Origin of the sequence: Jezberella montanilacus, from assembly GCF_003003055.1 — a bacterium.
Lineage (GTDB): Bacteria > Pseudomonadota > Gammaproteobacteria > Burkholderiales > Burkholderiaceae_B > Zwartia > Zwartia montanilacus.
The window spans coordinates 128,702-141,025 of record NZ_PVTV01000016.1 but is presented as its reverse complement, the minus strand read 5'-3'; the positions used below and the strand labels follow the sequence as shown (position 1 = coordinate 141,025).

At 48.9% G+C, this 12,324-nt stretch carries 13 protein-coding genes and 1 tRNA gene; 7 read left to right on the top strand and 7 right to left on the bottom strand.

From position 1 onward, the window contains the following. Positions 1-150: 150 nt before the first annotated feature. The 7 genes from BCM14_RS12780 (at position 151) to BCM14_RS12750 (ending at position 7,529) form a co-directional block, all read left to right on the top strand. Entirely contained in the window at positions 151-1,149 is a 999-nt protein-coding gene (locus BCM14_RS12780) for a Bug family tripartite tricarboxylate transporter substrate binding protein (protein ID WP_106228428.1), read from the top strand. A 55-nt stretch (positions 1,150-1,204) separates the two neighbouring features. Beyond that, positions 1,205-2,488, top strand: a complete 1,284-nt coding sequence (locus BCM14_RS12775; RefSeq protein ID WP_106228427.1) for an LLM class flavin-dependent oxidoreductase — start codon at positions 1,205-1,207, stop codon at positions 2,486-2,488. A gap of 217 nt (positions 2,489-2,705) precedes the next feature. Continuing rightward, positions 2,706-3,680 (top strand): sulfonate ABC transporter substrate-binding protein, encoded by a 975-nt coding sequence (locus BCM14_RS12770; RefSeq protein WP_106228426.1) that lies wholly within the window; start codon positions 2,706-2,708, stop codon positions 3,678-3,680. 42 nt (positions 3,681-3,722) lie between these two features. Then, positions 3,723-4,718, top strand: coding sequence for a sulfonate ABC transporter substrate-binding protein (locus BCM14_RS12765; RefSeq protein WP_259673627.1), 996 nt, complete (start codon positions 3,723-3,725; stop codon positions 4,716-4,718). A gap of 21 nt (positions 4,719-4,739) precedes the next feature. Beyond that, positions 4,740-5,888 carry an FMNH2-dependent alkanesulfonate monooxygenase gene (gene ssuD / locus BCM14_RS12760; protein WP_106228424.1) on the top strand — a complete coding sequence of 383 codons (1,149 nt, stop codon included), beginning with the start codon at positions 4,740-4,742 and terminating at the stop codon, positions 5,886-5,888. A gap of 6 nt (positions 5,889-5,894) precedes the next feature. Further along, entirely contained in the window at positions 5,895-6,704 is an 810-nt protein-coding gene (gene ssuC, locus BCM14_RS12755; protein ID WP_375318484.1) for an aliphatic sulfonate ABC transporter permease SsuC, read from the top strand. A gap of 3 nt (positions 6,705-6,707) precedes the next feature. Continuing rightward, complete coding sequence (locus BCM14_RS12750) at positions 6,708-7,529, top strand: ATP-binding cassette domain-containing protein (protein WP_106228422.1); 822 nt, start codon at positions 6,708-6,710, stop codon at positions 7,527-7,529. A gap of 60 nt (positions 7,530-7,589) precedes the next feature. On the opposite strand, the gene BCM14_RS15350 is transcribed toward BCM14_RS12750, so the two are convergent. The 7 genes from BCM14_RS15350 to glyA form a co-directional block, all read right to left on the bottom strand. Beyond that, positions 7,590-7,787, bottom strand: a complete 198-nt coding sequence (locus tag BCM14_RS15350) for a hypothetical protein (RefSeq protein WP_259673611.1) — start codon at positions 7,785-7,787, stop codon at positions 7,590-7,592. Continuing rightward, the gene (gene ssuE / locus BCM14_RS12745; protein ID WP_106228421.1) at positions 7,784-8,323 is read right to left on the bottom strand and encodes an NADPH-dependent FMN reductase; all 540 of its coding nucleotides are present in this window, start codon (positions 8,321-8,323) and stop codon (positions 7,784-7,786) included. The genes BCM14_RS15350 and ssuE overlap by 4 nt, the downstream gene beginning before the upstream one ends. 109 nt (positions 8,324-8,432) lie before the next feature. Then, positions 8,433-8,523 (bottom strand) — tRNA-Ser (locus tag BCM14_RS12740). 214 nt (positions 8,524-8,737) lie between these two features. Then, a complete protein-coding gene (locus BCM14_RS12735; protein ID WP_106228420.1) occupies positions 8,738-9,364 on the bottom strand; it encodes a riboflavin synthase in 627 nt (208 codons plus the stop codon). 44 nt (positions 9,365-9,408) lie between these two features. After that, positions 9,409-10,578: a bifunctional diaminohydroxyphosphoribosylaminopyrimidine deaminase/5-amino-6-(5-phosphoribosylamino)uracil reductase RibD gene (gene ribD, locus BCM14_RS12730; RefSeq protein WP_259673610.1), complete on the bottom strand. Its 1,170-nt coding sequence runs from the start codon at positions 10,576-10,578 to the stop codon at positions 9,409-9,411. Next, the gene (gene nrdR / locus BCM14_RS12725; RefSeq protein ID WP_106228418.1) at positions 10,575-11,048 is read right to left on the bottom strand and encodes a transcriptional regulator NrdR; all 474 of its coding nucleotides are present in this window, start codon (positions 11,046-11,048) and stop codon (positions 10,575-10,577) included. The genes ribD and nrdR overlap by 4 nt, the downstream gene beginning before the upstream one ends. A 9-nt stretch (positions 11,049-11,057) precedes the next feature. After that, the gene (glyA, locus tag BCM14_RS12720) at positions 11,058-12,302 is read right to left on the bottom strand and encodes a serine hydroxymethyltransferase (RefSeq protein WP_106228417.1); all 1,245 of its coding nucleotides are present in this window, start codon (positions 12,300-12,302) and stop codon (positions 11,058-11,060) included. Positions 12,303-12,324 lie beyond the last annotated feature (22 nt).

The window sequence follows — 12,324 nt, the reverse complement described above, 5'->3', positions numbered from 1 at the left end:
GATTTTCCCCGAGTTACCCATATAGCTCGGGGATTTTTTTTATTCGCTGTTTGCATATTATTTTTTTCAAATAATGATATGCATTAATGTTCGTTGTTCAAACCTTCATGCGGTCATAGCATCTGTATTTAGCTTTCTAGCAGATTCCTCATGTCGCGCATTTCTCATTACTGTCGTAGCCTACTTATCGCATCTGGTTTATTTTTCATATTGAATAGCGTTGCAAGTTCAGCCCTCGCAACACAAGCCCAGTTTCCATCCAAGCCTATCAATCTAGTCGTCCCCTACCCTCCAGGCGGCACTAACGACAATGTTGCTCGGATCATCAGTAAACGGCTTGCTGATAAAGCAGGTCAACCGGTCATACTTATCTACAAAGGCGGTGCTGGGGGCACAATCGGGGCATCTTACGTAGCATCATCTGAGCCGGATGGATATACCCTTCTCAATGCATCAATCGGTAATCTGGCTATAGCACCACAACTGATAAAAGTTAAATTCGACCCATTTACCGATTTCGTCCCCATCAGTTATTCGGGTAATGCCGTCGTTACCGTTGCAATCAATCCAGCTTTACCGGTACATACCTTAGCTGATCTCATCGCATACGCACGTGCCAATCCAGGCAAGCTTACCTTTGCATCATCTGGTAACGGTACGCCCGGACATATGTCAGGGGAGATGTTCAAGCTTATGACTGGCGTTGATATCAGACACCTGCCTTACCGAGGAAGTGCGCCAGCAGTATCAGATGTCATGGCTGGTCACGCTGATATGGCATTTGATCCCTTAAGTACGGTCTTTGTTAAAAGTGGAAAGTTGCGGGCTCTGGCTTTGTATGGGGCGAAAGACGCTCCCACTGACCTGCAGCATATCCCAACGATGGCGCAAGCAGGTTTAAAAGACTTTGAAGATGGTTTGGCAGGATCTTTTTTGGTCGCAGCGCCCAGCCACACTCCACCCGATATTTTATTCAAGCTAAGAACCTGGATGGCCGAGGTCATTCAGGAACCTGAGGTGATTTCTGCCCTCGCACAAGTTCAAGTCATAGTGCAACCCATGACGCCAGAACAAATCACCCAACAAATTCGAGCTGTTCATAACGTAGCAAATCGCGTGATCCAGACAACAAATTTACAGCAAGACTAAACGACTTTTTTTAAAAATATTACAAACCTCCAATATATTTAATTAAGGTACTTCGATGAAATTAGGGTTATTTCTTTTGGCTGCGGGTCATCATGCAGGCGGATGGCGACATCCTGATGCAGAATCAGGCACAGAAAACATTGATCACGTTATTCGTATTGCACAAGCAGCAGAACGCGCTAAATTTGATATGGTTTTTTTTGGCGATCGGTTACTCACGACACCAGACTCACATCCGTCCATGATCACGCGCCCTGACCCATTGGCAATGCTTGCAGCACTCTCAATGGTTACAACACATATTGGTTTAGCAGGCACAGCATCTACTACCTATACGGAACCATTTAACTTGGCACGTACGCTCGCCACAGTAGACAAGCTCTCCAAAGGGAGGGCTGCTTGGAATATCGTGACAACATTTGCAGACGGCTCAATCAATTTCAGTCGGGATCGCCATCCAGATCATGCATTGCGTTACGAGATCGCTCAAGAACATGTCGAAGTAGTGAAGGCGCTTTGGCGTTCATGGGATGCTAACCCCTATGTGCAAGATAAAGAGGCAGGCGTTTATGTCGATGTTAAAAAGATGCATGCAATTAACCATAAAGGTAGATTCTTTAATATTGCAGGCCCCTTGAATGTCACGCCAAGTCCTCAAGGCCATCCGGTTCTAATACAGGCAGGCTCCTCTGGACCAGGCCAAGCCCTAGCGGCCAAGCATGCAGAGGTCGTGTTCACTGCGCAACAGGATTTGACAGATGCCCAGAATTTTTATAGCGGACTAAAAGCTCAAGTGATCGAAAAAGGCAGAAATGCAAACCAATGTCTGGTGATGCCAGGCCTAATGCCGATCATTGGGCGAACAGAGCGAGAAGCAAAAGACAAACTCGCTCAACTACAGTCTTATACAGACCAATCAAATGCCTTAGCAATCCTCGGAGAGGAGTTGGCTTTTGATGTATCAGACTATCCAATTGATGGGCCTGTTCCTGAGTTACCTCCCGATCCTAGTGCGCATAGTCGACGACATCTTTTAGTACGTCTGGCGAAAGAGAAAAACTTGACGCTGCGTGAACTCTATCACCAAGTCGCGAGCGCCAGAGGTCACCAAATCGTTGTAGGAACAGCCCTGCAGGTTGCAGACCATATGATCAAATGGGTTGATGAAGGCGCAGCAGACGGGTTCAACATCATGCCGGCGTATTTTCCAGGTGGATTTGAAGACTTCATCAGGGAGGTCGTTCCTATTTTGCAAGAACGGGGCCGCATGCGCCGAGAATATGACGGCAGTACCCTTCGCGAGCATCTAGGATTGAAAGCAGCTACTTTGACGGATTGAATATTCTCTCCTTAAATCATCAGTGCTGACTATGAAATTCGAACTGAATTTGTTCGGAATTAAACCGGACACTACTGATTTTCAATATATATTTTTCAACTTTATTTATCTGAATATCAATTTAGATTGAATAGAAATTAACAAGCAAAAATAATGTAGTTCCAGTTTAGTTCGATGGCGTTGAAAATCTCATGAAATGCATACATGAGGTTGTTAAATGTCTAAGTTCATCAATCAACGCCGTACATTCGTCAAAAGCACAATAGCACTCGCTATCATTGCTCTCAATCCCCAGGGTCCAGTCAATGCGCAATCAAGCGGTCGCGTGTTCAGGATTGGAAATCAAAAGGGTTGGCTCTCAATCCTGAAAGCACGCGGCACCCTTGAGGAAAAATTAGCGCCACTTGGCGTAAAAGTTACCTGGACAGAATTTAACGCTGGCCCCGTTCAACTTGAAGCATTGAATGTGGGGTCGATCGACTTTGGTGATGTAGGCGAGGCTCCACCGATATTTGCACAGGCGGCTGGTGCACCGCTGGTGTATGCCGGAGCAACGGTTCCGCGTCCACGACTCGAGGCCGTAATTGTGCAAAAAGATTCGCCTATCAAAACCGTCGCTGACTTAAAAGGTAAACGCGTTGGCTATAACAAAGGCTCAAACGTTCAGTACTTCCTGGTGAAATTGCTTGAAAAACATGGCCTGAAATATGACGACGTCCACTCTGTATTTTTGCCACCCCCAGATGCGCGGGCAGCTTTCGAAAAAGGTGCGATTGAAGCCTGGGTGATTTGGGATCCATTTCTTGCTTCGGCAGAAATTACTCTCCAGGCCAGATTGTTGGCTAACGCTAGCGATATTGTAAAAAATCGTAGCTATTACTTCACTTCCCGCAGTTACTCAGAAAAAAATGCAGATGTTTTAAATATCGCAATCGAAGAAGTCAATAAGATTGATCAGTGGGTGTCAAAAAACAAGTCTGCAGCAGTAACAGAGTTATCAAAAATTCTAGGGCTCGATAAAACAGTTCTAGATCTTTATATCGGTCGTTCCGAGTTTGGTACAGGCCCGATAACCAAAGAAATCCTGGGTGAGCAGCAAATTATTGCAGATACCTTCTTTGACTTGAAGTTAATCCCTAAAAAACTGAATCTCCTCGACGCTGCGCCATTCAACTTGCAGCCCAAGGGATAAAAAATGAAACCGATCCGTTTTTTATCTCCTATGCACAACAGCATGTCTCAACGTCGCCGATTGTTAGGTGCTGCGCTCGGAGCGGGAGTGGGGGCCACATCAGCTTTAAGTCTTTTTCCTCTTGCTGTGTCCTATGCTCAGTCTACCCCTGCATCGTTGAATAGTGATGCAAAGCTAATCCGTATTGGTTATCAAAAATCAGCAGTCAATCTCGTCATCCTCAAGCAACAAGGTGCTTTGGAGAAGCGCTTTCCTGATTCAAAAATCTCCTGGATTGAGTTTCCAGCGGGGCCACAACTACTTGAGGCTTTATCTGTTGGTAGTCTTGAGTTTGGACTGACTGGGGATTCGCCCCCTGTGTTTGCGCAGGCTGCAGGTAAAGATTTGTTCTATGTGGGCACAGAGCCACCTAAGCCAGAGAGCTCTGCCATAATTGTTTTGAAAGATTCACCGATACGCTCACTTTCAGATCTAAAGGGAAAAAAGATAGCTCTACAGAAAGGTTCAAGTGCGCATTTCCTATTAGTACAGGCTGTGAAAAAATCCGGCCTGAAATGGAATGATATACAGCCGATTTATCTCACCCCTGCAGATGCGCGAGCCGCTTTTGAACGAAAAAGCTTGGACGCCTGGGTGATATGGGATCCCTTTTATGCCGCAATTGAGTTAACGGTGCCAGTGCGTGTGGTCTCAACAGGAGCGGGGCTGACCAATAACAACTCTCTATATCTTGCCTCGAGAAATTTGGTCGAAAATCATCCGACTACGATTCGCGCACTTTTTGAGGAGTTGACCCAAGCCGATCAATTAGTGCAAAAAAATAGAGAGCAAGCGGTACGTTTGATCTCGTCATTTAGCGGTCTGAGTCCTGAGGTCATCGGCTTATTTTTAAAACGCCGTCAGATCTCGCCGGTAGGTTTGTTGGACCCACAAACAATCGCCGATCAGCAAGCGGTTGCCGATGCATTTTTTGAGCTACAGCTCATCCCTAAAAAGATCAATGTCGCAGACATCGTCTGGTCGGGTCATCCTATTTAATCAAATTCAGGAAACTATCAAATGAATATATTCTGGTTTATCCCTCTGCACGGCGATGGTCGATATTTAGGTACGAGTCAAGGTGCACGCGCACTGGACCACCACTACATGAAACAGATTGCTCAGGCAGCTGATCAATTGGGTTTTGGCGGTGTGTTGTTGCCGACCGGACGTTCTTGCGAGGATCCCTGGATCGCCGCAGCAAGTCTGATACCTGTGACTGAGCGGTTGAAATTTCTGATTGCCCTGCGACCAAGTACGATTTCCCCTACTGTTGCGGCCAGACAGGCTGCGACCTTTGATCGCCTGAGCAATGGTCGTCTGCTTGTAAATCTGGTTTCCGGAGGGGATAGCGGAGATTTAGCCGCCGACGGAACATTCCTTGAGCACGACCAACGATATGATCACGCACGTGAGTTTCTAGATGTCTGGACGCGCGTGTTGTCAGGCGAGACGGTTGATTACGAAGGCCAGCACATCAAGGTTCGAGGCGCGCGTCAATTATTTCCGCCTGTCCAGCGTCCTCACCCACCTATTTACTTTGGTGGATCTTCTGACGCAGCACATGATCTTGCTGCGGAAAAGGTTGAGCTGTACCTAACATGGGGTGAGCCACCAGAAGAAGCAGCCAAAAAATTCGAGGATGTCAGAAAGCGTGCAGCAAAATTCGGACGAAAAGTGAAATTTGGTGTGCGATTGCATGTCATTGCGCGTGAAACAACGCAAGAAGCCTGGACTGCCGCCGACGATCTGATTAAACACCTCGACGAAGAAACCATTGCTAAAGCGCAAACATCTCTTGCCGGGATGGACTCTGAGGGCCAGCGTCGTATGCGTGCACTGCACGGTGGAGATCGCAATAAGCTCGAGATCAGTCCTAATCTGTGGGCAGGCGTTGGCTTGGTCAGAGGTGGTGCGGGAACTGCACTGGTCGGTGATGGAGAAACAATTGCAGCGAGACTCAAAGAGTACGAGGCGATTGGTGCAGACACGTTCGTGCTGTCTGGTTATCCTCATCTCGAAGAAGCTTACCGTGTCGCAGAGTTTGTTTTCCCGCATGTCGAGCTGGATACAAACTTAACATCCCAACATTCGAATTCTGTGAGTCCGATTGGTGAGGTCATGGGTAATGATCTCGTGCCAAAAGAACTCAAGGTTTCACAAAGTTAAGGATTGATGATGCAAGAGCGTTTGATTAAGTTATTTTCGTATGCGGCGTTTAGAGCCAAATTTCTTGTACCCTGGCTTGTACCGTTATTACTCGTCACCGTGTGGCAGCTATCCTCCTCTAACGGGTGGTTATCAGCCAGAGTATTGCCAGCTCCACTCGATGTGGTTAAAGCTGGCTGGATGCTTACAGAATCAGGTGAGCTCTGGAGGCATGTGCAGATCAGTACATCACGTGCTCTGGCTGGACTTGCTATTGGTGGTGGGCTAGGCTTGGTGCTCGGCCTCCTGACCGGCTCAGTGCGTTGGCTTGAGACTTTGCTGGATTCAACCATACAGATGATTCGTAATATCCCTGCGCTGGCTTTGATTCCGCTGGTCATTCTCTGGTTTGGTATTGATGAAAGTGCCAAGCTATTCCTGATTGCTGTTGCGGTGTTTTTCCCGATTTATATCAATACTTTTCACGGGATTCGTAACGTTGATCCTGGGCTGATCGAGATGGGACGCACATATGGATTATCACGCTGGGGCCTGTATCGAGAAATTATTCTGCCTGGCGCACTCTCATCGATTTTGGTAGGTTTGCGCTTTTCGCTTGGTCTGATGTGGGTGATTTTGATTGTGGCGGAAACAATTTCTGCGCAGGCGGGGATCGGTTATATGACGATGAATGCGCGAGAGTTTTTGCAGACCGATATTGTTCTGGTCGGTATTTTGCTTTATGCATTGCTAGGCAAGCTCGCCGATATATTTGCTAAATCGCTGGAGCAATACGGCTTACGCTGGCATCCAGGCTATCAAACTGTGAGGGCATAGAACATGACACAAATATTTCAAACATCCAACGGCCTACGTTTGTCGTTAAACAACATTTCTAAAAACTATGGCGTACGTTCTGTTTTGAACGACGTGGGGCTCAATATAGAACCAGGCCAGTTTGTTGCAATTGTCGGACGCAGCGGTTGCGGCAAGAGTACGTTGTTGCGTCTCGTTGCAGGTCTTGAGAAAACCTCCGAGGGAACAATACAGATGGATGCGCAACCAGTCCAGGGACTGTCTGACGATGTACGTGTCATGTTCCAAGAGGCGAGGTTGCTACCCTGGCGTAAAGTCATTGATAACGTTGCGTTAGGCTTACCAAAGAATGCACTTGAGAAAGCATCCCAGGTTCTTAAAAGAGTAGGGCTTGAGGAAAGAGCGCAAGACTGGCCCGCGAAGTTATCAGGTGGTCAGCGACAACGCGTTGCGCTTGCCCGAGCTCTTGTGCATCAACCTAAATTATTACTTCTTGATGAGCCACTTGGCGCGCTCGACGCCTTAACGCGGATTGAAATGCAGCAACTGATTGAAGGGCTCTGGGAAAACGAAGGTTTTACAGCCTTGCTAGTGACCCATGATGTGCAAGAGGCCGTCGCGCTTGCTGATCGCGTGATTTTGATTGAGGATGGTCAGGTCGCACTTGATTTGAAGATTGATCTGGTCAGGCCACGGGCACATGGTACAGTTGAATTTGCTGCACTGGAAAAGGAAATTCTTGACCGTGTACTGCAGAAAAAGAAACCGGCCTTGATTACACACTTAGAACAAACTTCAGTACCTAGAAAAATCAAAGGATTGGATCTTGCTCTAGGGGCTGGATAATTTTATTTCGATCACTCGTTTTCTTGCCCTGCTCAGAGCAAGGACAAGAAGATGAGTGATTCAGCAACCAAAGCCGGACATTACATAGATGTCCAAAAATGAGTATTCTCTTATGTTGAGTGAATCACGCGCATCGTGCATAGGCGACCACCAAAATTCCCGGGCATAGTCCAGGGGTTCGTCTTTTTCTACAGAAGATGGTTGTGCTGAAATATCGACCGTTTTGTCTGGTGTTGTGTAAGGGAGGTGGGATTTCATACGAGCACCCCTTCTTTGTAAAACTCCTCGATGGCAGAAACGGCTTGATCTAGTCGGATGGCAAGCTCATCGTCGACTTGGTAGTAACCATCTTCTTGCTGAATAATCTGTTGATCGATTGCAAAAATCCCTTGAAGAATATTTTTCGCGCCCATGGATTGCAGCACGGGCCGCAGGGCATAATCGATCGCCAACATATGGTTGGGCGAACCTGCGGTTACAAGAGGCAGCACTACTTTTCCTCGCAAAGCGGCCTGAGGCAAAATATCCAGAAATAGTTTGAGCAGGCCACTGTAAGCGGCTTTATAGATTGGTGTTGCAATGATAATAATTTCTGCCTGTGCAACGCTCGCCGCTGCTTTTTTAAGAGCTGGATGATCGAACTGGGCCAGAACGAGCGCTTCGGCGGGTAACTCACGCAAAGACAAATTCGCTGCTTGCAAGCCAAGATGGTTAAGCTGCTTTTCGAGCTCTTTTAATAAAGCCGCTGAGCGAGACGGTTTAGTGGGGCTGCCTGCAATTAGTAAGATCGACATGAAAATCCTTTTTATCTATTAAAGGATTTTGCTTGAGACCAGGTTAATTGTTAACGATGAACTGACACCCAAAAAGTCATCCCCCGTTAATGGGGTAGAGCCGGGATACTGGCGGACAGAGGGGGATTCGAACCCCCGATACGCTTGTGACGTATACACGCTTTCCAGGCGTGCGCCTTCAACCGCTCGGCCACCTGTCCGGGATACTGCCTAAAGATACCTATCTGCCACAGACAGCTAATAAGCAAGTCCACTAGTTTAGCAGAGTCTAGTTTCGATAATAGGCTCTGAGTATTGACCAATACTCATGGGTGCGCCAAGCTAGAAACCAAGTTTTTGTTGCAGTGGCGCGCGATGTTCCTGTGCGCGTGGGTTTAAACAATTCATCATGAAAAAAACTGCTTTCCCCAAAACTTACCCCATGGTAGTGTCTTGATAACTCATTAATCGCTCACAATACCGGGCAATCGTATCGACTTCTAAATTCACTTGCTGCCCTGGCTTTAACGCTTTGAGTGTCGTCACAGCAATTGTGTGCGGGATCAGGTTGATGCTGAATTGGGTGCCGTCAGAAACATCCTCAACCGTATTCACGGTCAGGCTCACACCATTAACGGTGATCGAGCCTTTGTACGCCAAAAACTTACCCAGCGACCCGGGCGCTTTTACAACGAGCAACCACGATTCACCCACAGGCTCGAACCGGATCACTTCGCCTAAACCGTCAACATGGCCCGACACAAGATGACCGCCGATCTGATCACCGACACGCAACGACTTTTCAAGATTCACTTCACCGACTGCGTCCAAACCTCGGGTCAAACGCAAGCTCTCGCGTGAGACGTCAACGCTAAAGCCTTTATCGTCTTTGGATACAACCGTCATGCAAGCGCCTTGGATGGCGATAGAGTCCCCAAGACCGACATCGCTCAGATCCAAACCCCCAGCGTTGATATTCAAGTGAACGCCGGCCCAAGTACCACCTTCAAAAGGCTCAATGCTTTCTATACGACCGACTGCTGCGACGATTCCGGTGAACATGGCTTGCCCTCTTCAAAACGTTAAACACAACAACCAACAATTGATCAATTCAAGTGAATTTTTTTTAACAAATCCTGCCAGCGAGCCACTGACCGTGCGCGCAGACGGACGTCTGCACCCAATCTGGCCACATCAATAAACTCAAAGCGCGGCGCTTGCGATAGCTTGTGCAGACCGGGCAGTTTGGCAATCCCCATCCCCTCGCCTATCAACATTGGGGCGGTGTAAATCAGCAACTCATCAATACAGCCCGCTTGCAGCAAGGCACCGTTCATGCCAGACCCTGCTTCAACATGGATTTCATTATCGCCACGCTTCGCCAACCAACGCATCACTTCCAGCAAGTCGACGCGCGGGCGTGACTTACCTGACAGCGATGACGAAGCAACCAGTTTGGTCTCGGGGACGTAAACGACTTCAGCACCAACATCCGCAAGGCGAAGCGTTTTATCCGTATCCTTGGTCGCGGTGAAGAGCGTCGTGCCGCCGCCCTTCAGCACCAGGGCATTCGCGTCGATACTCAAACCGGGATCAATCACGGCCCGCCTTGGCTGGCGAGGTGTTTCAACATGCCGGACAGTTAACTGCGGATTATCCGTTCGCACCGTACCGATACCAGTCACGACCGTACAACTGCGCGCGCGCCAGTGATGCCCATCCGCACGCGCCTCAGCTCCGGTAATCCATTGGGACTCCCCATTACTCAAGGCAGTACGACCATCGAGCGAAGCTGCCGCCTTCAGCCACACATACGGCACACCACGTGTCATGCGCGAGATGAACCCGGGATTGATTTCGAGTGCTTCTTCAGCGCAGACACCGACAGTGACTTGTATGCCTGCCTCTCGCAGCGCACGCATGCCACGACCGGCTACATTTGGATTCGGATCAAAATGACTAAACACGACGCGTGCCGGTTTAGCTGCAATCAAGGCATCAACACAAGGCGGTGTGCGACCGTGATGACAACAAGGTTCAAGGGTCACGTAGATCGTGGCACCTTCTGCAGTCAAGCCATTTTGCAGGACATCGCGCAAAGCCATGACCTCAGCATGCGGGCCACCGACCAATTGCGTTGCACCTCGGCCATGCACCTCACCGTTGCGTACGACCACACAGCCCACACGCGGATTAGGTGACGGCAAATACAACACCCCTTGCGCCAAAGCCAATGCCTGACGCATGTAGAAGACATCTTGGTCAGGATTACTCACGATTTTTTTGATTTAGCCGCGGGCACTTGCATCTCACGGATCGCTTCGACGAACTCACCGATATCTTCGAAGCTCTTGTAGACCGAGGCAAACCGCACGTAGGCGACTTTATCGATTTTTTTCAACTCAGCCATCACGAGTTCACCCAAATAGGCGGTCGTGACCTCGCGTTCGCCGCTGGTCAACAGCTTATCTTCAATGCGCATCACCGTTGCGTCGACAACAACTGCACTAACCGGTCGTTTACGCAGCGCTAAAGCGAGGCTCGCTCTCATTTTGGCTGAATCGTAATCATGACGACTGCCGTTACGTTTAACCACGTAAGGCATCGCAAGCTCGGGCCTTTCGTAAGTCGTGAAGCGACGATCACAGGATGAACACTTTCTGCGGCGCCTGATAAAGTCGCCCTCATCGCTTGCGCGCGAGTCAACGACCTGAGTATCGGCAAAACCGCAGAAAGGACACTTCATGCCAAGTGCTTAACCGTAGACCGGAAAAGTTGACGTCAAGGCATTGACGCGTGCGCGAACCGAGGCAATATTCGCCTCATCTCTTGGGTTATCAAGCACGTCTGCGATCAAATGAGCGGTCAACTCTGACTCGGCCTCTTTAAATCCACGCGTCGTCATCGCAGGGGTACCCAAACGAATGCCGCTTGTGACAAACGGCTTCTCGGGGTCGTTAGGGATGGCGTTTTTGTTGCACGTAATGTGCGCCAGACCCAGAACGGCCTCCGCCTCTTTACCGGTGATACCTTTGGATCGCAGATCAACCAGCATCACGTGGCTCTCGGTGCGACCTGACACGATGCGCAAACCACGCGAAACCAGTGTTTTAGCCAATACATCTGCATTCTTAACAATTTGCGTAGCATAAGTTTTGAACTCAGGTGTCAGCGCTTCTTTGAACGCAACTGCCTTGGCTGCAATCACGTGCATCAGCGGACCACCTTGAATGCCGGGGAAGATCGCCGAATTGATGGCTTTCTCATGCTCAGCTTTCATCATGATGATGCCACCGCGAGGTCCACGCAAAGACTTGTGCGTGGTGGATGTAACGATATCCGCAAACGGGACAGGGCTAGGATAAGCACCACCAGCTACCAAGCCAGAGTAATGCGCCACATCAACCATCAGCAGAGCACCGTTATCCTTGGCAATACGAGCCATACGCTCGAAATCAATTTTCAGCGAATAAGCCGACGCACCCGCGATGAGAATCTTGGGCTTATGCAAACGAGCAAGTTCTTCGACCTGCTCGTAATTAAGCACCTCATCAGCATCCAGACCATAGTGATTAAAGCTGTACAACTTACCTGACGCATTGACTGAAGCACCGTGCGTCAGGTGACCGCCCTCTGCCAGACTCATGGCGAGCACCGAATCACCCGGTTTCAAGAATGCCTGATAAACCGCCTGGTTCGCCTGTGAGCCCGAGTTAGCCTGAACATTGACGGCTTCGGCACCAAACAGCTCTTTCAGACGATCGATCGCTAGTTGCTCGACGATATCGACATACTCGCAACCACCGTAATAACGTTTACCTGGATAACCCTCTGCATATTTATTGGTCATCTGAGTACCTTGCGCCTGCATGACAGCGGGACTCGCATAGTTTTCAGAAGCGATGAGCTCAATATGCTGCTCTTGGCGTTGGTCTTCTTTCTGGACAGCTGCCCATACTTCGGGGTCAACGCGCTCAAGGGTAAGGCTACGGTCAAACATGAGGTTTCCTAGCAAAGGGATT

Excerpts from the sequence above, each read along its gene's own strand:
- BCM14_RS15350 (WP_259673611.1), bottom strand. The coding sequence starts at position 7,787 with ATGAAATCCCACCTCCCTTACACAACACCAGACAAAACGGTCGATATT.
- ssuD (WP_106228424.1), top strand. The coding sequence starts at position 4,740 with ATGAATATATTCTGGTTTATCCCTCTGCACGGCGATGGTCGATATTTA.
- BCM14_RS12765 (WP_259673627.1), top strand. The coding sequence starts at position 3,723 with ATGTCTCAACGTCGCCGATTGTTAGGTGCTGCGCTCGGAGCGGGAGTG.
- nrdR (WP_106228418.1), bottom strand. The coding sequence starts at position 11,048 with ATGAAGTGTCCTTTCTGCGGTTTTGCCGATACTCAGGTCGTTGACTCG.
- BCM14_RS12775 (WP_106228427.1), top strand. The coding sequence starts at position 1,205 with ATGAAATTAGGGTTATTTCTTTTGGCTGCGGGTCATCATGCAGGCGGA.
- BCM14_RS12735 (WP_106228420.1), bottom strand. The coding sequence starts at position 9,364 with ATGTTCACCGGAATCGTCGCAGCAGTCGGTCGTATAGAAAGCATTGAG.
- ssuE (WP_106228421.1), bottom strand. The coding sequence starts at position 8,323 with ATGTCGATCTTACTAATTGCAGGCAGCCCCACTAAACCGTCTCGCTCA.
- glyA (WP_106228417.1), bottom strand. The coding sequence starts at position 12,302 with ATGTTTGACCGTAGCCTTACCCTTGAGCGCGTTGACCCCGAAGTATGG.
- ssuC (WP_375318484.1), top strand. The coding sequence starts at position 5,895 with ATGATGCAAGAGCGTTTGATTAAGTTATTTTCGTATGCGGCGTTTAGA.
- BCM14_RS12770 (WP_106228426.1), top strand. The coding sequence starts at position 2,706 with ATGTCTAAGTTCATCAATCAACGCCGTACATTCGTCAAAAGCACAATA.
- BCM14_RS12780 (WP_106228428.1), top strand. The coding sequence starts at position 151 with ATGTCGCGCATTTCTCATTACTGTCGTAGCCTACTTATCGCATCTGGT.
- BCM14_RS12750 (WP_106228422.1), top strand. The coding sequence starts at position 6,708 with ATGACACAAATATTTCAAACATCCAACGGCCTACGTTTGTCGTTAAAC.